General features: G+C 69.0%; 14 protein-coding genes and 2 pseudogenes. 11 read left to right on the forward strand and 5 right to left on the reverse strand.

Annotation, left to right across the window (positions count from 1 at the left end; translation table 11 throughout):
* Positions 1–61: 61 nt before the first annotated feature.
* The 3 genes and pseudogenes from ltrA to B9S61_RS22135 all read left to right on the forward strand — a co-directional run.
* Complete coding sequence (gene ltrA / locus B9S61_RS22125; protein ID WP_258039785.1) at positions 62–1429, forward strand: group II intron reverse transcriptase/maturase; 1368 nt, start codon at positions 62–64, stop codon at positions 1427–1429.
* A gap of 108 nt (positions 1430–1537) precedes the next feature.
* Positions 1538–2008, forward strand: a complete 471-nt coding sequence (locus B9S61_RS22130; protein WP_103543829.1) for a MerR family transcriptional regulator — start codon at positions 1538–1540, stop codon at positions 2006–2008.
* Positions 2008–3021 (forward strand): annotated as a pseudogene (locus B9S61_RS22135) (aldo/keto reductase); the annotation flags it as partial. The gene B9S61_RS22130 and the pseudogene B9S61_RS22135, both read left to right, overlap by 1 nt.
* A 187-nt stretch (positions 3022–3208) precedes the next feature.
* Here the strand turns inward: B9S61_RS22135 and B9S61_RS22140 are convergent.
* The 3 genes from B9S61_RS22140 to B9S61_RS22150 all read right to left on the reverse strand — a co-directional run bounded on the left by B9S61_RS22140 (position 3209) and on the right by B9S61_RS22150 (position 6076).
* Positions 3209–4048 carry a DUF4429 domain-containing protein gene (locus B9S61_RS22140; RefSeq protein WP_103543830.1) on the reverse strand — a complete coding sequence of 280 codons (840 nt, stop codon included), beginning with the start codon at positions 4046–4048 and terminating at the stop codon, positions 3209–3211.
* A gap of 66 nt (positions 4049–4114) precedes the next feature.
* A complete protein-coding gene (locus tag B9S61_RS22145; protein ID WP_103543831.1) occupies positions 4115–5332 on the reverse strand; it encodes an alpha/beta hydrolase in 1218 nt (405 codons plus the stop codon).
* A gap of 54 nt (positions 5333–5386) precedes the next feature.
* Complete coding sequence (locus B9S61_RS22150) at positions 5387–6076, reverse strand: TetR family transcriptional regulator (protein ID WP_103543832.1); 690 nt, start codon at positions 6074–6076, stop codon at positions 5387–5389.
* 110 nt (positions 6077–6186) lie between these two features.
* On the opposite strand from B9S61_RS22150, the gene B9S61_RS22155 reads away from it, so the two are divergent.
* Both B9S61_RS22155 and B9S61_RS22160 read left to right on the forward strand, forming a co-directional pair.
* Positions 6187–7806 carry a DHA2 family efflux MFS transporter permease subunit gene (locus B9S61_RS22155; RefSeq protein WP_103543833.1) on the forward strand — a complete coding sequence of 540 codons (1620 nt, stop codon included), beginning with the start codon at positions 6187–6189 and terminating at the stop codon, positions 7804–7806.
* Positions 7807–8044: 238 nt separating this feature from the next.
* The gene (locus tag B9S61_RS22160) at positions 8045–8353 is read left to right on the forward strand and encodes a small hydrophobic protein (RefSeq protein ID WP_103543834.1); all 309 of its coding nucleotides are present in this window, start codon (positions 8045–8047) and stop codon (positions 8351–8353) included.
* 329 nt (positions 8354–8682) lie between these two features.
* Here the strand turns inward: B9S61_RS22160 and aceE are convergent, their stop codons facing one another.
* Positions 8683–11430: a pyruvate dehydrogenase (acetyl-transferring), homodimeric type gene (aceE, locus tag B9S61_RS22165; protein ID WP_103543835.1), complete on the reverse strand. Its 2748-nt coding sequence runs from the start codon at positions 11428–11430 to the stop codon at positions 8683–8685.
* Positions 11431–11835: 405 nt separating this feature from the next.
* Here aceE and B9S61_RS22175 point away from each other — a divergent pair, with 405 nt between their 5' ends.
* From B9S61_RS22175 to B9S61_RS22200, 6 genes are all read left to right on the forward strand, one after another.
* Entirely contained in the window at positions 11836–12273 is a 438-nt protein-coding gene (locus B9S61_RS22175) for a DUF3052 domain-containing protein (protein WP_181007479.1), read from the forward strand.
* A gap of 109 nt (positions 12274–12382) precedes the next feature.
* Positions 12383–12841, forward strand: coding sequence for a peroxiredoxin (locus B9S61_RS22180; RefSeq protein WP_103543842.1), 459 nt, complete (start codon positions 12383–12385; stop codon positions 12839–12841).
* 112 nt (positions 12842–12953) lie between these two features.
* On the forward strand, positions 12954–13529 hold the full coding sequence (locus tag B9S61_RS22185) for a calcium homeostasis/redox stress adaptation protein (protein WP_103543837.1): 576 nt from the start codon (positions 12954–12956) through the stop codon (positions 13527–13529).
* A 135-nt stretch (positions 13530–13664) separates the two neighbouring features.
* Positions 13665–14240 (forward strand): TerD family protein, encoded by a 576-nt coding sequence (locus tag B9S61_RS22190; RefSeq protein WP_103543838.1) that lies wholly within the window; start codon positions 13665–13667, stop codon positions 14238–14240.
* A 71-nt stretch (positions 14241–14311) separates the two neighbouring features.
* Positions 14312–15451, forward strand: a complete 1140-nt coding sequence (locus B9S61_RS22195; protein ID WP_103543839.1) for a DUF475 domain-containing protein — start codon at positions 14312–14314, stop codon at positions 15449–15451.
* A gap of 139 nt (positions 15452–15590) precedes the next feature.
* Positions 15591–16328 (forward strand): Tellurium resistance, encoded by a 738-nt coding sequence (locus tag B9S61_RS22200; RefSeq protein WP_103543840.1) that lies wholly within the window; start codon positions 15591–15593, stop codon positions 16326–16328.
* 34 nt (positions 16329–16362) lie between these two features.
* Here the strand turns inward: B9S61_RS22200 and B9S61_RS22205 are convergent.
* Positions 16363–16596 (reverse strand): annotated as a pseudogene (locus B9S61_RS22205) (TerD family protein); the annotation flags it as partial.

Genomic DNA, 16596 nt, shown 5'->3' on the forward strand with positions numbered 1-16596 from the left:
CGCGCCGGGAGGAAAGGGCCCCTGCTTTGATCACGTCCGTAGCGAGGGTAAGCGCGAGGGCATGACCGGGACCGCCCGGTCCAACTTCCCCGACGGGCTTTGCCCCGTCGTGGTGGACGGACATGCGTCCGTGGCGAAAGTGCGGAAACTTCAACGCGGACTATGGACTGCGGCCAAGCAGTCGCCGGAGCGGCGGTTCCACGCCCTGTACGACCGTATCCACAGAGGTGATGTGCTGTGGGAGGCGTGGGAACGAGTTCGGGCTAATGGTGGAAGTGCCGGGGTGGATCGAGTCACTCTGGTATTCGTGGAGAAGGAGTATGGAGTTGGCCGCTTACTCGGTGAACTTCAGGCTTCTCTGCGTGCAGGTACGTATCGTCCCGCGCCCGCCAGGCGCGTGGATATTCCGAAACCGCAGGGCGGTGTGAGGCCACTTGGTATTCCTGCCGTTCGGGACAGGGTGGCTCAGCAGGCGGCGAAGATCGTGTTGGAGCCGGTATTCGAGGCGGACTTCCTTCCGTGCTCGTACGGATTCCGTCCGAAGCGGTCGGCGACGCAGGCGATGGAGCGACTTCGAGTCGGTTTCATCAAGAGGTGTCACTTTGTTGTCGAGTTCGACATCCGAAGCTTCTTCGACGAGATCGATCACGATCGGCTTCTCGTCGAGGTGGGGCGCCGGGTGTCGGATCGCAGGGTTCTCAAGCTGGTTCGTTTGTGGTTGCAGGCGGGTGTGATGGTGGATGGTGAGGTTCGGCGGACGGTTGCCGGTACACCTCAGGGCGGGGTGATCTCGCCCTTGCCGGCCAACATCTACCTGCATGTTCTGGACTCCGAGTTGACACGGCGAGGGGTTGGTGAACTGGTGCGGTACGCGGACGACGGAGTCGTCTTGTGCCGATCGGACCGCCAGGCCAGGGCTGCTCTGGAAGCGGTCGGGGAAATCCTCGGCTCGCTGAGGCTGCGACTGCTCCCGGATAAAACGAAGGTGGTTGACCTCAGGGAGGGCCGGGAAGGACTCGATTTCCTCGGCTGCCACTTCAGAGCCCAATTCTCGGGCAGGATGTGGGAGAAGTATGGCAAGATTTGCTTCTACCTGCATCGCTGGCCGTCGAAGGCGGCGATGAAGAGACTCCGGGACAAGGTCCGGGAACGGACTGACCGCCGCCGGTCGGGATGGGATATCCGTGATGTGATCGCGGACTTGAATCCAATCCTGCGCGGCTGGGGAAACTACTTTCGAACCGGGAATGCTGCCCGGAAGTTCCGGTCTGCTGACGAGTACGTGGTGTGGCGGCTCCGTAGATTGATGGTCAAGAAACGGGGATGCAACCTACGGCGTGGCCAGCGGCAGGAATGGGCGGAGGGGTGGTTTGCCGGGCACGGCCTGTATCAACTGCGTGGCACGATTCGCTATCCGAAGGCTGCGTAACCTAGTCAAGAAGATCATCGGTAAGCCGTGTGCGGGAAAACCGCACGCACGGATTGAAAGGGGAAAGGGGAATCGGGCCCGAAAAAGGCACCGCGCCCCGGACTACCAATGACGGTGACGGAGACGACGGAGACGACAGGAGCCGGTGCCGACACCTGCGCCGGACCGCCGCAGGGGAACCGCCGGCCGGACGGCGCGGACACCTACACGATCAGCGAGGTCGTCGCCCTCACCGGGCTGACCGCACACACCCTGCGCTGGTACGAGCGCATCGGGCTGATGCCGCACATCGACCGTTCGCACACCGGTCAGCGGCGCTACAGCAACCGCGACCTCGACTGGCTCGCCCTCGTCGGCAAGCTCCGCCTGACCGGAATGCCGGTCGCGGACATGGTGCGGTACGCGGAACTGGTCCGCTCGGGCGATCACACCTACACCGAGCGTTTCGAGCTGCTCCGGCAGACCCGCGAGGACGTACTGTCCCGGATCGCCGAGCTTCAGGGCACGCTCGCCGTGCTCGACCGGAAGCTCAGCTTCTACGCGGACGCGGGGCGGGCCCTGGCGTCGGAGAGGACATGATGACGAACGGCAGGATCGGCACGGCGGCACTGGGCGGGAACGGCCCCGAGGTGGGCGTCCAGGGTCTCGGCTGCATGGGCATGAGTTTCGCCTACGGCCCCGCTGACGCGGACGCCTCCCGGGCGACCCTGGAGCGCGCCCTGGAACTCGGCGTCACGCTGTACGACACGGCGGACGCGTACGGCGACGGCGACAACGAGCGCTTCCTCGCCCCGTTCCTCAAGGCGCACCGCGACGAGGTGGTCGTCGCCACCAAGTTCGCCCTGGCGATCCCGCCGGACGACCCGGACCGGCGGATCATCCGCAACGACGCGCCCTACATCCGCCAGGCCGTCGAGGCGAGCCTGCGGCGCCTGGAGGCCGACGTGATCGGCCTCTACTACATGCACCGGCGCGATGTGAACGTGCCGATCGAGGAGACCGTCGGCACCATGGCGGAACTGGTGCGCGAGGGCAAGGTCAGGCAGCTGGGCCTGAGCGAGGTCACCGGCGACGAGCTGCGCGCCGCGCACGGTGTGCACCCGATCGCGGCCGTGCAGTCGGAGTGGTCGCTGTTCAGCCGGGACATCGAGGCGAAGGTGGTGCCGGCCGCGCGGGAACTGGGCGTGACCCTGGTCCCGTACTCGCCGCTCGGCCGCGGCTTCCTGACCGGTTCCTTCGCCGACGCGGGCCAGGACCTCACCGCCGGCGACTTCCGCCGCCGGATGCCCCGCTTCACGGGCGACAACGCGGCGGCCAACGCGGCCCTGCTGGACCCGGTCCGCACCGTCGCCCGGTCCCACGGAGCCACCCTCGGCCAGATCGCCCTGGCCTGGGTCCACCAGCAGGGGGCCGTCCACCGCCTCCCGGTCGTCCCCATCCCCGGCACCCGCAGGCCGACCCGGGTGGAGGAGAACACGAAGGCGACCCGCATCACCCTGACGGACGAGGAACTGACCCTCCTCAACCCCATCGCCGCCAAGGTGGCGGGCCCCCGCTACGCGGACATGACCTTCACCTCCGCAGGCAGGGAACAGTGCAATCCCCTCGGGGGCGCGGGGAACTGCGCGCCCGGCCCCCACCGGCCCCGCGGCCGGAAAGCACCCGGGCCCGGAAGGCGACTCAGCAGGGAGCAGTGCAATCCCCTCGGGGGCGCGGGGAACTGCGCGCCCGGCCCCCACCGGCCCCGCGGCCGGAAAGCACCCGGCCCCGGAAGGCGACTCACAGCTCGGAGAGCAACTCCGCCTTCTTGGAGGAGAACTCCTCATCCGTCACCAGGCCGGCCTGATGCAACTCCCCGAGATGCCGGATCCGCTCGGCGATGTCCGCGGGATCCCGCCGCACACGCGCCGCAGGCACAGGCACCGGCGCACAGTCCCGCACCGCCGCCAGCACAGCCGCCGCGAACGGCAGTGACTCGTGCACCGGCCCGTACCCGAGCCCGAAGACCACCGCGGCCGGATCCTGATCCGGCTGCGCCGGTGCCCCGGCGTCCCGCCGCAACAGCCGCAGATGCCCTTCGAACACCTCGGGCGAGCGCCACTCCACCCCGCTCAGCTCACCGATCGGGAACCGCTGGTCCCCGGCCTTCCACTTCGCCGACGACGCGCCCGTCCAGAACCAGCGGAAGGACACCGCGCTGCCGTCGAAGGCCGCCTTCCCGTCGTACGCCTTGAACCGGGGTGCCTTCGGGGCGGTCACCAGATGACGTTCGGCGGGGCCCGACTCGGTGAGCCGCGCGCGCAGTTCGTCGGCGTAGTACTCGGCGAGCGTCTCGCGCTCGGCGGGCAGCACCAGCCGGTAGGGGTCGCTGCTCTCCTTCAGCTGCCCGGCGGCAGCCTCCAGCAGCGGATCGGCACCGGGCCGGAGCTCCACCCGCAGGACCACGGTCCCGCGCCTGCCCGGCGTGAGGGTCACCCCCTCGATCGCCTCCAACGGCACCTGCCGCTCCCCGAGTGCCTGGAACAGCTTGGGTGTTCGAATTCCCCGCTCGTAACGGATGAGCACGGAGTCGGATCCGAACTCCCAGGCGGCATGCAATCCGGCCAGTACGTCACCCATGCGGCTCATCGTATGCGGCACGAGCTTCTCCGTCCCATCCCCACGCATACCGCAGTATCTCCGCCTCTACGCGCGTCCGGTAGGGGTCGTACCGGACAAACCCGTCCGGCAGACGTCGCCCCGGTGCGCACAGGACACCGCGCGGTATGCGCCAACGCCGATCTCGGCGAAGTTCCGCACGCTGTCCGTGCCCGGTACGAAGTACCCGGCGTGCCCCTTCGCCTCCCGGGCCGACAGCACCCGCGCCCCGAACCCGTCGGCCACCGGATCGGCCCCGTGCCCCAGGCCGCCGAGCTCCAGGTAGGGCACGTCCTGGATCCAGTCGTCGGCGTCCCGCATCGCCCACACCCGTGCGGCGGTGTCCAGCTGGGAGGCCTTCTCGACCCGCATACCGGGGCTGCCGGCCACCGCGATGTCCGCCACCCGGTCCGGCAGGGAGCGCGCGGCGATTCCGCACACCACGGAGCCGTAGCTGTGGCAGAACAGCGAGACCGGCGACGCGCCCGGCAGGCCGTGCAGCATGGCGTCCAGCCGCTCGGCGCCGTCCCTGGCGCGCATCGCCATGGCCGCGTCCATGCCGAGTCCGCTGGGCGCGGTGTAGTCGGCCCAGGCGATCACGGCCGTACGGGTCGCGGGGGCGGCGTCGCGCTCCGCCGCGTACAGGGACTCGGCCATGCCGGCGGGGGCCGAGTACTTGCGGTCGGTGCGCTGGAAGGTCAGCAGGTCGGTGTCGGAACCGGGGACGACGACCGAGACCCGCTCGGCCTCCGCCAGATCACCGAAGACCTCCGCGACCCGGCCGGAGCCCGACGGGTCGAAGGCGAGGATGCGCCGGTCCGGGCGCATCAGCGCCCCGAAGCGGTCCATCCTGCGGGCGGCGTGCCGCTGGCCCGAGGTGGTGAGACGGCTGTCGTGCACGCGTTCCGACTCGACCTCGAGGGCCTGCCCCAGTGCGACACGGTTGGCGAGGTAGCGCAGCTCGACCGGCGCGCCGTTCATGTTGCCGACCGCGAGCGGATAGCGGTGGGCGAGCGACGCGCGCTGCCCCTCGGTGAGGGAGGCGAAGAACCGGGCCAGCCGCGCGGGCGCCGACTGCGGGTCCGGCAGCCGGTGACCTCCTATCCGGCCGTGCTCCCAGGCGCTGACCGACGCCTGGAGAGGGGCGGGGTGGCGGTGGTGGCGCATCGCCGTCCAGCCGGTGGTCGCCAGCATCACGAAGACGACGGCGAGCGCGAGCAGCGCGCGCCAGACGTTCAGCTGCGGGGAGGCGTCGAGGGAAGTCACTGAAAGGACACACTAGGAGAACGGGAGTGTCTCGCGTGAGCCAAGTGACCGGTATCACGTTTCGGTGCGTCGGACCGGGGATCCGTTCGTACGCCAGTTCTCCGCGAGCGCCGGCCCGACATGGTCGAGGCAGGTCGTCAACAGCTCCCGCATGGCCGCGACGCTGACGTCACCGCCGGTGGACCAGCGCCGCTCCGCCACCCGGATCACTCCGCCGAACGCGGCCACCAGGATCCTCGGCCGGGGGTCGCCGTCCACGTCGAGCCCCTCGCGCTCGGCGACGAGGCGCGCCAGCTCCTTCTCCAGCTCCGCCGCGCGGCGCAGATGGGCGGCGAGCAGGGCGGGCGTCGACTCGATCATCCGGTAGACCCGCAGGTGCAGTTCCAGCGGGACCAGCCGCTCCACGGCCTCGTTGATGCCGTCCCAGCTGTCCAGCACGGCCCGGCGCAGCACCTCCAGCGGCGCCTCGCCCGGCGGCCGTTCCCGTACGGCCTCGAGTACGTGGGCCTCCGCGAGCCGGGAGACGAAGAACGCCACCTCCTCCTTGCTGGCGAAGTAGCGGAAGAAGGTGCGCTGCGAGACGTCGGCGGCCGCGGCGATGTCGTCGACGGTCGTCCCCTCGTACCCGCGCGTGGCGATCAGCTCCAGGGCGGCCCGCACGAGGGCGTTCCTGGTGCGCTGCTTCTTGCGCTCCCGCAGACCCGGCCGCGGCAGCGCGTCCACGGCGGTCCCGACCGTCTCCATGGCTCCTCCTTGAACTGTTTCCCCAGTTCAGGCTATAGGCGGGTGTCGTGTCAGTCACTGACTGGTGAATTGGTTTGGCAAGTGTCAGTGGCTGTCATTAGCCTCCTCGCATGACTAGTCAGACCACCATCGACAAGGCGGGGCCGGGGGACGGGCCCCCGGCCGCCCCGTCGGGCGCGACACCGGGCAAGGGGCTGCGCGGGCACCCCTGGTTCACCCTCGTGACCGTCGCCGTGGGGGTCATGATGGTGGCCCTTGACGGCACCATCGTGGCCATCGCGAACCCGGCCATCGCCAGCGACCTGGGCGCCACCTTCGCCGAGGTCCAGTGGATCACCAACGCGTACTTCCTCGCCCTCGCGGTCTCCCTGATCACGGCCGGCAAGCTCGGTGACCGTTTCGGGCACCGGCAGACCTTCCTGATCGGCGTCGTCGGCTTCGCCGCCGCCTCCGGGGCCATCGGCCTGTCCGACAGCATCGGGCTGGTCATCGCCTTCCGTGTCTTCCAGGGCCTGTTCGGCGCCCTGCTGATGCCGGCCGCGCTCGGTCTGCTGCGGGCCACGTTCCCGGCCGAGAAGCTCAACATGGCGATCGGCATCTGGGGCATGGTCATCGGTGCCTCCACCGCGGGCGGCCCGATCCTCGGCGGTGTCCTCGTCGAACACGTCAACTGGCAGTCGGTGTTCTTCATCAACGTGCCGGTCGGCATCCTCGCCGTCGCACTCGGCGCGTGGATCCTGCTCGACCACCGCGCGAAGAACGCCCCGCGCTCCTTCGACCTGCTCGGCATAGCCCTGCTGTCCACCGCGATGTTCTGCCTCGTCTGGGCGCTGATCAAGGCCCCGGAGTGGGGCTGGGGCGGCCTGCAGACCTGGCTGTTCATCGTCGGCTCGGTCGCCGGTTTCGCGCTCTTCGCCTTCTGGGAGACGAGGGTCAGGGAGCCGCTGATCCCCCTGGCGCTGTTCCGCTCCGTTCCGCTGTCCGCGGGTGTCGTGCTGATGGTCCTGATGGCCATCGCCTTCATGGGCGGACTGTTCTTCGTCACCTTCTACCTGCAGAACGTGCACGGTCTGAGCCCGGTGGACGCGGGTCTGCACCTGCTGCCCCTCACCGGCATGATGATCGTCGGATCCCCGCTCGCCGGAGTGATGATCACCAAGGTCGGACCGCGTATCCCGCTGGCGTTCGGCATGGCCTGCACGGCGCTGGCCATGTACGGGATGTCGACGCTGGACAAGGGCACGGGCAGCGCCGTGATGTCGCTCTGGTTCGCCCTGCTCGGTCTCGGCCTCGCGCCCGTCATGGTGGGCGCCACCGAGGTCATCGTGGGCAACGCGCCGCTCGAGCTGTCCGGCGTCGCCGGTGGCCTTCAGCAGGCCGCCATGCAGGTCGGCGGCAGCCTCGGCACCGCCGTGCTCGGCGCCGTGATGGCCTCCAAGGTGAGCGGCGATCTGGTGGGCAACTGGGCGAAGGCCGGACTGCCGCCGCTCACTCCGGAGCAGGCCGGCCCGGCCTCCGAGGCCGTCCAGGTCGGTGTGGCACCGGTGGCCAAGGGCACCCCGCCGGAGATCGCCGCGAAGATCACCGATGTCGCGCACGACACGTTCATCTCCGGCATGAGCATGGCGTCACTGGTCGCCGCCGGAGTCGCCGCGGTGGCGATCTTCGTCGCGTTCCTCACCAAGCGCGGCGAGAACGCGGAGGCCGGCGCGGGCGTCGGCCACATCTGACGGACCGTTCTGTGACCGGTTTCGCTCATCAGGGTGAACCGTCGCGGTGACCCCTCCCTCGGGAGGGCGCCGCAGGTCACATTGGGTCAAGTCCTCCGCAGCGCATGGAGGACGCCGACTGCTGCGCGCCGCCGGAGGGGGGCGGCGCGCAGGCAGCGGCCCGCCGGCCGGGCGTACGGGGTGAATGCACCGCGCAAGCGGGGGAACCCGCCATGTCAACACACCCTCAAGGGAGTTGATGATGGCGAGCTTCGGACACGGAACGCGCAGGCACCCCCGCACACGTGGCCGGACGGGGTCACGGTCCGGGCCGGACAGCGCGACACTCGGAATCATCGGACTCATCTGCGCGGTCGCCGGGTTCTTCGTGCTGGGGATCGTCCTCGGCCCGGTGGCGATCGTCTGCGGATGGCTCGCGATGGGCCGCAGCTGGGCGGGCCCCCGCCCGGTACCGGCCCTGGTAGCCGTGGTCCTCGGCGCCATCGACACGCTCCTGGCCGTCATCTTCCTGGCCGGGGCGACGGGTTCCGGCTACGGCATGTTCTGACCTCGAGTCACACAGGCCGCAGCCGCACAGGGGTGAGCCCCCGGCACCACGCCGGGGGCTCACCCCTGTGCGTTCCTCCGACGGAGCACACGCCGACATCCGGCACCCCTGTGCGTCGACACCGGGCGCCGCCGCGGCGGACCCTGCCCTCTCGTGGCAGCCCGCGTGTGCCCTCTCCGACTGAGCGGACCGCCGATCCGGGATGGCGCACGCGGGCGGGCCGTACGGCCCCGCGTGCCCGCGGTCGTGGAGTGCACGGTCCGGGACCGGACGGGCGGAGGGGCCCCGGCGACCCCGGGACCCCTCCGCCCACGCTCCCGCCGGAGGCGCTACGCGTCGCCGCCCGCCGCTCCCGGGTCCGCCGCGGTGACGTCCAGCAGCTGGTACCGGTCGATCGCCTGCTTCAGCACCGAGCGGTCCACATGGCCCTCCCGGGCCAGTTCCGTCAGGACCGCCACCACGATCGACTGCGCGTCGATGTGGAAGAACCGCCGGGCCGCCCCGCGGGTGTCGGCGAAGCCGAACCCGTCCGCGCCCAGCGACTGGTAAGTCCCCGGCACCCAGCGCGCGATCTGGTCCGGCACCGACCGCATCCAGTCGGACACCGCCACCACCGGACCCTGCGCCGCCGCCAGCTTCCGCGTCACGTACGGCGTGCGCTGCTCCTCCTCCGGGTGCAGCAGGTTGTGCCGCTCGCAGTCCACTGCCTCGCGCCGCAGCTCGTTCCAGGAGGTGGCCGACCAGACGTCGGCCCTGACGTCCCAGTCCTCGGCGAGGATCCTCTGCGCCTCGACCGCCCACGGCAGCGCCACACCGGACGCCAGGATCTGCGCCGGGAGGGAGCCCGCCGTGCCCTCGCCGAAGCGGTACAGGCCCTTGACGATGCCCTCGGCGTCCACGTTCTCGGGCTCGGACGGGTGCTGGATCGGCTCGTTGTAGAGGGTCAGGTAGTAGAAGACGTCCTCGCCGTGCGGGTGCTCCTCGTCGCTGCCGTACATCCGGCGCAGCCCGTCCCGCACGATGTGCGCGATCTCGAAGCCGAACGCCGGGTCGTAGGCGACACACCCCGGGTTGGTGGAGGCCAGCAGCTGCGAGTGGCCGTCCGCGTGCTGGAGACCCTCACCGGTCAGCGTCGTGCGCCCCGCGGTCGCACCCAGGACGAATCCGCGCGACAACTGGTCGGCCATCTGCCAGAACTGGTCGCCGGTGCGCTGGAAACCGAACATCGAGTAGAAGACGTACACCGGGATGAGCGGCTCGCCGTGCGTGGCGTAGGCCGACCCGGCGGCGATCAGCGAGGCCGTGCAGCCGGCCTCGGAGATGCCGTCGTGCAGCATCTGCCCGTTCGGCGCCTCCTTGTAGGCGAGCAGCAGCTCCCGGTCCACGGACTCGTACTGCTGACCGAGCGGGTTGTAGATCTTCGCACTCGGGAAGAACGAGTCCATGCCGAACGTGCGGTACTCGTCCGGCGCGATCAGCACGAAACGCCTGCCGAGCTCCTTGTCCCGCATGAGGTCCTTCAGGAGCCGGACGAAGGCCATGGTCGTCGCGATGGACTGCTGGCCGGAGCCCTTCTTCACGGACGCGTACGTCTTGTCCCCGGGCAGTTCCAGGGGCTTCGGCCGCACCACCCGCGTCGGCACGTAACCGCCGAGCGACTTGCGGCGGTCGTGCATGTACTGCATCTCCTCCGTGTCCGGGCCCGGGTGGTAGTAGGGCGGCGGACCGGACTCGAGGTCCTTGTCGGAGATCGGCAGGTGCAGCCGGTCGCGGAAGTGCTTGAGGTCGTCGACCGTCAGCTTCTTCATCTGGTGCGTGGCGTTGCGGCCCTCGAAGTTCGGGCCCAGCGTCCAGCCCTTGATCGTCTTCGCGAGGATCACCGTCGGCTGGCCCTTGTGCTCCAGGGCCGCCTTGTACGCCGCGTAGATCTTGCGGTGGTCGTGACCGCCGCGGCCCAGGTGCAGGATCTGGTCGTCGGTCATGCTCTCGACCATCGCGCGCAGCCGGTGGTCGTCGCCGAAGAAGTGGTCGCGGATGTACGCGCCCGACTCGGTGGCGTACGTCTGGAACTGCCCGTCCGGCGTGGTGTTCATCTTGTTGACCAGCACACCGTCGCGGTCCTGGGCCAGCAGCGGGTCCCAGGTGCGGTCCCAGACCAGCTTGATCACGTTCCAGCCGGCGCCCCGGAAGACCGACTCCAGCTCCTGGATGATCTTCCCGTTGCCGCGCACCGGACCGTCGAGCCGCTGCAGGTTGCAGTTGACGACGAAGGTGAGGTTGTCCAGCCCCTCGCGCGCGGCGATGGACAGCTGGCCCAGCGACTCCGGCTCGTCCATCTCGCCGTCACCGAGGAACGCCCACACGTGCGACTTCGACGTGTCCGCGATGTCACGCGCGTGCATGTAGCGGTTCATCCGCGCCTGGTAGATCGCGCCGATCGGGCCGAGCCCCATCGACACGGTCGGGAACTCCCAGAAGTCCGGCATCGAGCGCGGATGCGGGTACGACGACAGCGCGTACGGCGCCTTCGACTTCTCCTGCCGGAAACCATCCAGATGCCGCTCGCTCAGCCGGTCCAGCAGGTACGCGCGGGCGTAGATGCCCGGCGAGGCGTGCCCCTGGAAGAAGACCTGGTCGCCGCCGTCGCCCTCGTCCTTGCCGCGGAAGAAGTGGTTGAACCCCACGTCGTACAGTGACGCGGAGGACGCGAAGGTGGCGATGTGGCCCCCGACGCCGATGCCCGGCCGCTGCGCGCGCGAGACCATCACGGCGGCGTTCCACCGGGTCGCGTTGAGGATCTTGCGCTCGATCTCCTCGTTGCCCGGGAAGAACGGCTCGCCCCGGGTCGGGATCGTGTTGACGTAGTCCGTACTGCGCATCTCGGGAACGGCCACCCGCTTCTCGCGGGCACGTTCGATCAGTCGCAGCATCAGGTAGCGGGCCCGCTCCCGGCCGCGCTCGTCGACCGCGGCGTCGAGGGAGTCGAGCCACTCCTGCGTTTCCTCGGGGTCGAAGTCAGGAACCTGACTCGGAAGGCCGCCAATGATGATCGGGTTGCGATCGGATGCGGAAGCCACGCTGTTCCTTACCTGTCAGAGGGCCGTGAAAGGGCCGCCGCTTCGCTGGTACGGCCCAGTGTGCGCCGCTCCCCATGGTCCACCTCGGGACCGTCGGCGTCATCTCTACCGGGAGGTAATCCGCGCGCGCGGCCAGTACGGTGTGTATGGGGCTCGTCCATTCGAGTCTTCGTACACGTAGACGGTTCCCAAAGGGCCAAACGGGACACAAAGGTGTGGGGTGCGTCACTGCGGGCCATGATGGTGTGCCTGGAGTTGCGGTGACCCGGCCAGGATCGTCACCGTTTCGGCGGTCTGCACGGCCGGGTACTTGCGCGATCGGTCCCGCCCGTGTGGACTACGGCCAATGCTGCGCGCACGCGCGTGGCTGAGACATTCCCAAGACACATGATCAGGAGGCAACCCGTGAGCGCGACCGCGGACCACGCGGAGGAGCGGACGAACCCTGCCGCCAGGCTGGGGTTCCAGCCCGGGCAGGTGGTCCAGGAGATCGGCTACGACGACGACGTCGACCAGGAGCTCCGCGAGGCCATCGAGGGCGTCATCGAGAGTGACCTGGTCGACGAGGACTACGACGACGTGGCCGACGCCGTTGTGTTGTGGTTCCGCGACGACGACGGCGACCTGACGGATGCGCTGGTGGATGCCGGCACGTACATCGAAGAGGGCGGGGCGATCCTGCTCCTCACGCCGAAGACAGGCCGTTCGGGCTACGTCGAGCCGAGCGACATCTCGGAAGCCGCCACCACGGCGGGACTGACGGCTGCCAAGAGCGTCAGTGTCGGCAAGGACTGGAGCGGCAGCCGGCTGGCGACCCCGAAGGCGGCCAAGTCGAAGCGGTGAACCACCCCCGGACGGGCCGGCCGCGTGCTGCGGCGGCCCGTCCGCCGGACTGTCGTACATCCTGCGTAGGGTGGTCGGAGCGAACCACCCCGAAGGGATGATCACGACGATGGCGATCCAGGTCGGCGACAAGGCCCCCGACTTCGAGCTGAAGGACAACCACGGGGCCACCGTGCGGCTCTCCGAGTTCCGGGGACGGAAGAACGTGGTGGTGCTCTTCTACCCGTTCGCCTTCACCGGCGTGTGCACCGGGGAGCTGTGCGAGATCCGTGACAACCTGCCGCGGTTCTCCGACCGCGACACCCAGGTGCTCGCCGTCTCCAACGACTCCATCCACACCCTGCGCGTCTTCGGCGAGCAGGAGGGCCTGGAGTACCCGCTGCTGAGCGACTTCTGGCCGCACGGCAACGTCTCGCGTGCCTTCGGCGTCTTCGACGAGGACAAGGGGTGCGCGGTGCGCGGGACCTTCATCATCGACAAGGAGGGCGTCGTGCGCTGGACCGTCGTCAACGGTCTGCCGGACGCCCGCGACCTGAACGAGTACGTGAAAGCGCTCGACACCCTGTGACGGTTCGTTTCCAGGGCCTGCGAGCTCCGGGAACCCCTCACTAGGATCGACTCGTTGATCCGACATCCGACGCACGACGGGGCACCCCGCCCCTGACACCAAGGGAGGACTCGTGGGAGTCAGCCTCAGCAAGGGCGGCAACGTATCGCTGAGCAAGGAGGCGCCGGGCCTGACCGCGGTCATCATCGGGCTGGGGTGGGACATCCGCACCACGACCGGCACCGACTTCGACCTGGACGCAAGCGCCCTGCTGCTGAACAGCTCGGGCAAGGTCGGCAGCGACGCCAACTTCATCTTCTTCAACAACCTCAAGAGCCCGGACGGCTCGGTCGAGCACACCGGTGACAACCTCACCGGCGAGGGCGAGGGCGACGACGAGCAGATCAAGATCAACCTCGCCGGCGTCCCCGCGGACATCGAGAAGATCGTCTTCCCGGTCTCCATCTACGACGCCGAGAACCGCCAGCAGTCCTTCGGCCAGGTGCGCAACGCGTTCATCCGCGTCGTCAACCAGGCCGGCGGCGCCGAGATCGCCCGCTACGACCTCTCGGAGGACGCCTCCACCGAGACCGCCATGGTCTTCGGTGAGCTGTACCGGCACGGTGCGGAGTGGAAGTTCCGCGCCATCGGCCAGGGCTACGCCTCGGGCCTGCGCGGCATCGCGCAGGACTTCGGCGTGAACGTCTGACACGCTCCCGGCCGTCCCCGTACGGCCAGCCACACCGCCCGGGCGCCGCACGGTCACGTGCGGCGCCCGCAGGCGCCCCCTTCGGGGGAGTGCAGGACCACCGTGAGAAGCATCAACCGGAGGGGGACCAGCATCATGGGCGTCACGCTTGCCAAGGGGGGGAACGTCTCCCTGTCCAAGGCCGCACCGAACCTCACCCAGGTGATGATCGGACTCGGCTGGGACGCGCGCTCCACCACCGGAGCCGACTTCGACCTCGACGCCAGCGCGCTGATGTGCAGCGGCGGCCGGGTCATGGGCGACGACTACTTCATCTTCTACAACCAGCTCACCAGCCCGGACGGCTCGGTCGAGCACACCGGTGACAACCTCACCGGCGAGGGCGACGGCGACGACGAGTCCCTGCTGGTCGACCTGCCCCGGGTGCCGCAGCAGTGCGAGAAGATCGTCTTTCCGGTCTCCATCCACATGGCCGACGAGCGCGGCCAGACGTTCGGCCAGGTCAGCAACGCGTTCATCCGCGTGGTGAACCAGGCCGACGGCCAGGAACTGGCGCGCTACGACCTGAGTGAGGACGCCTCCACGGAAACCGCGATGATCTTCGGAGAGCTCTACCGCTACCAGGGCGAGTGGAAGTTCCGTGCAGTGGGGCAGGGGTACGCGTCAGGGCTGCGCGGCATCGCTCTAGACTTCGGAGTCAACGTTTCGTAAAAGCCGACTGCGGCAGCGGTACAGCCGACTACGGCAGCGGGGGAGACCCGTACACACACCTGGGGTAGCCAGTGGTTCTGAAAACCTTCGGCTGGTCGTTCGCGGTTACCGCGCTCGGCCTGGTCGCAGCGATCCTCTTCGGGGGGTGGACCGCCTTCGGAATCGTGGCGATCCTCTCGATTCTCGAGATCTCGCTGTCTTTCGACAACGCGGTGGTCAACGCCGGGATCCTGAAGAAGATGAATGCCTTCTGGCAGAAGATCTTCCTCACCATCGGCATTCTGATCGCCGTCTTCGGTATGCGGCTGGTCTTCCCCGTCGTCATCGTCGCCGTCAGTGCTCAGCTCGGTCCGATCGAGGCCGTCGACCTCGCGCTCAGCGACAAGGACCGTTACCAGGAGCTCGTCACCGACGCCCACCCGGCGATCGCCGCGTTCGGTGGCATGTTCCTGTTGATGATCTTCCTGGACTTCATCTTCGAGGACAGGGAGATCAAGTGGCTGGCGTGGCTGGAGCGCCCGCTGGCCAAGCTCGGCAAGGTCGACATGCTGTCGGTCTGCATCGCCCTGATCATCCTGCTGATCTCCGCCATGACCTTCGCGACCCAGGCCCATCAGCACGGTGGGGCGCACGTCGACAAGGCGAGCACGGTCCTTCTCTCCGGTATCGCGGGTCTGATCACCTACCTGATCGTGGGCGGTCTCTCCGGCTTCTTCGAGGACAAGCTCGAAGAAGAGGAGGAGCGCGAGCACGAGGAGGAGGAGAAGGCGGCGCGGGCAGGCAAACCCCGATCGGCCGTCGCCCTGGTGGGCAAGGCCGCGTTCTTCATGTTCCTCTACCTCGAGGTCCTGGACGCGTCCTTCTCCTTCGACGGTGTCATCGGCGCCTTCGCCATCACCAACGACATCGTCCTGATGGCGCTCGGCCTCGGCATCGGTGCCATGTACGTCCGTTCGCTCACGGTCTACCTGGTCCGCCAGGGCACCCTGGACGACTACGTCTACCTGGAGCACGGCGCGCACTACGCGATCGGCGCTCTGGCGATGATCCTGCTCGTCACCATCCGGTACGAGATCAACGAGATCGTCACCGGTCTCATCGGCGTCGTCCTGATCGGTGCCTCCTTCTGGTCGTCGGTGCGCCGCAACAAGCGGCTCGCGGCGGCCGAGGGGGAGGACGCCGTGAAGACGGAGGTCTCCTCCGGGGTGTGACAGCCCTCCGGACGAGGAACGCTTCCGACGGGGCGGCCACCGGGGACCAGTCCTCGGGGCCGCCCCGTCGGCCGTCCGGCACACAGCGGTGCCGGCGGCGGCCGGCGGCGGGGGTTCGACAAGCGGACTTGGGGCGGGCATGGGATTCCTGGACGGACTGTGGCGCGGTCGCGAGAGCGCCTTCGACTCGGGCAACGCGGCCACCAACGCGATCGAGCTGACCAAACGGCACGCTCAGGTGTCGCTGACCAAGCAGGGAGCGGCCACCGGCCATCTGCGGATCAACCTGAGCTGGCGGATGCGCACCTCCGACTTCGGCGGCCCCCAGCGGGAGAGCCTGCTGCGCCACCCGTTGAAGGCGCTCAAACCGCCGGAGGTCGTCGCCCACAGCCAGTCCATGGTCAACGTCGACCTGGACCTGGGCTGTCTCTACGAACTGCAGGACGGCACCAAGGGCGTCGTCCAGCCCCTCGGCGGCTACCTCGGCGACGTCAACGCACCGCCGTACGTCAAGCTCAGCGGCGACGACCGGTTCGGCTCCGCCTCGGGTGAGACGATCTACGTCAACCTGGACCAGCGCGAGAGCATCAAACGCCTGCTGGTCTTCGCCTACATCTACGACCAGACCCCGGCCTTCGACCGCACGCACGCCATCGTCACGCTGTTCCCCAGCAACGGCCCGCGGGTCGAGATCAGCCTCGACGAACGCCACCCGCAGGCCCGCTCCTGCGCCGTGGTGATGATCGAGAACGTCAAGAACGAGATCATCGTCCGCCGCGAGGTGAAGTTCGTGTACGGCTTCCAGGGGGAACTGGACCGGCTCTACGGCTGGGGCCTGCAGTGGGGCAGGGGCTTCAAGTCGAAGGCCGAGCGCTGAGGCGGCCTCGTTCCGCGGGGGCGTCCGCCGACCGCTAACGCCTGATGAACTGGGGCCCCTGCGGCGGCAGCCGGAAGTCCGGGTCGGGTGTCCCGGAGGGGACGGGCGGCGGCGGAGGGAACCCGTACCCGGACACCGCACCCGCGGCGGCCGTGGCGGGCGCGGGCGGGTAGCCGTAGGCGGGCCCGCCCGCCGGATGCGCATAACCGTAGGCGGGCTGCGTGGCCGGGGGCTGCTGCGGCGGATAGCCGTACGCGGGCTGCGCGGG

The sequence above is a fragment of the Streptomyces sp. SM1 genome (assembly GCF_002910825.1).
GTDB lineage: Bacteria > Actinomycetota > Actinomycetes > Streptomycetales > Streptomycetaceae > Streptomyces > Streptomyces okerensis.

Excerpts from the sequence above, each read along its gene's own strand:
- ltrA (WP_258039785.1), top strand. The coding sequence starts at position 62 with ATGACCGGGACCGCCCGGTCCAACTTCCCCGACGGGCTTTGCCCCGTC.
- B9S61_RS22130 (WP_103543829.1), top strand. The coding sequence starts at position 1,538 with ATGACGGTGACGGAGACGACGGAGACGACAGGAGCCGGTGCCGACACC.
- B9S61_RS22140 (WP_103543830.1), bottom strand. The coding sequence starts at position 4,048 with ATGGGTGACGTACTGGCCGGATTGCATGCCGCCTGGGAGTTCGGATCC.
- B9S61_RS22150 (WP_103543832.1), bottom strand. The coding sequence starts at position 6,076 with ATGGAGACGGTCGGGACCGCCGTGGACGCGCTGCCGCGGCCGGGTCTG.
- B9S61_RS22155 (WP_103543833.1), top strand. The coding sequence starts at position 6,187 with ATGACTAGTCAGACCACCATCGACAAGGCGGGGCCGGGGGACGGGCCC.
- B9S61_RS22160 (WP_103543834.1), top strand. The coding sequence starts at position 8,045 with ATGATGGCGAGCTTCGGACACGGAACGCGCAGGCACCCCCGCACACGT.
- B9S61_RS22180 (WP_103543842.1), top strand. The coding sequence starts at position 12,383 with ATGGCGATCCAGGTCGGCGACAAGGCCCCCGACTTCGAGCTGAAGGAC.
- B9S61_RS22190 (WP_103543838.1), top strand. The coding sequence starts at position 13,665 with ATGGGCGTCACGCTTGCCAAGGGGGGGAACGTCTCCCTGTCCAAGGCC.
- B9S61_RS22200 (WP_103543840.1), top strand. The coding sequence starts at position 15,591 with ATGGGATTCCTGGACGGACTGTGGCGCGGTCGCGAGAGCGCCTTCGAC.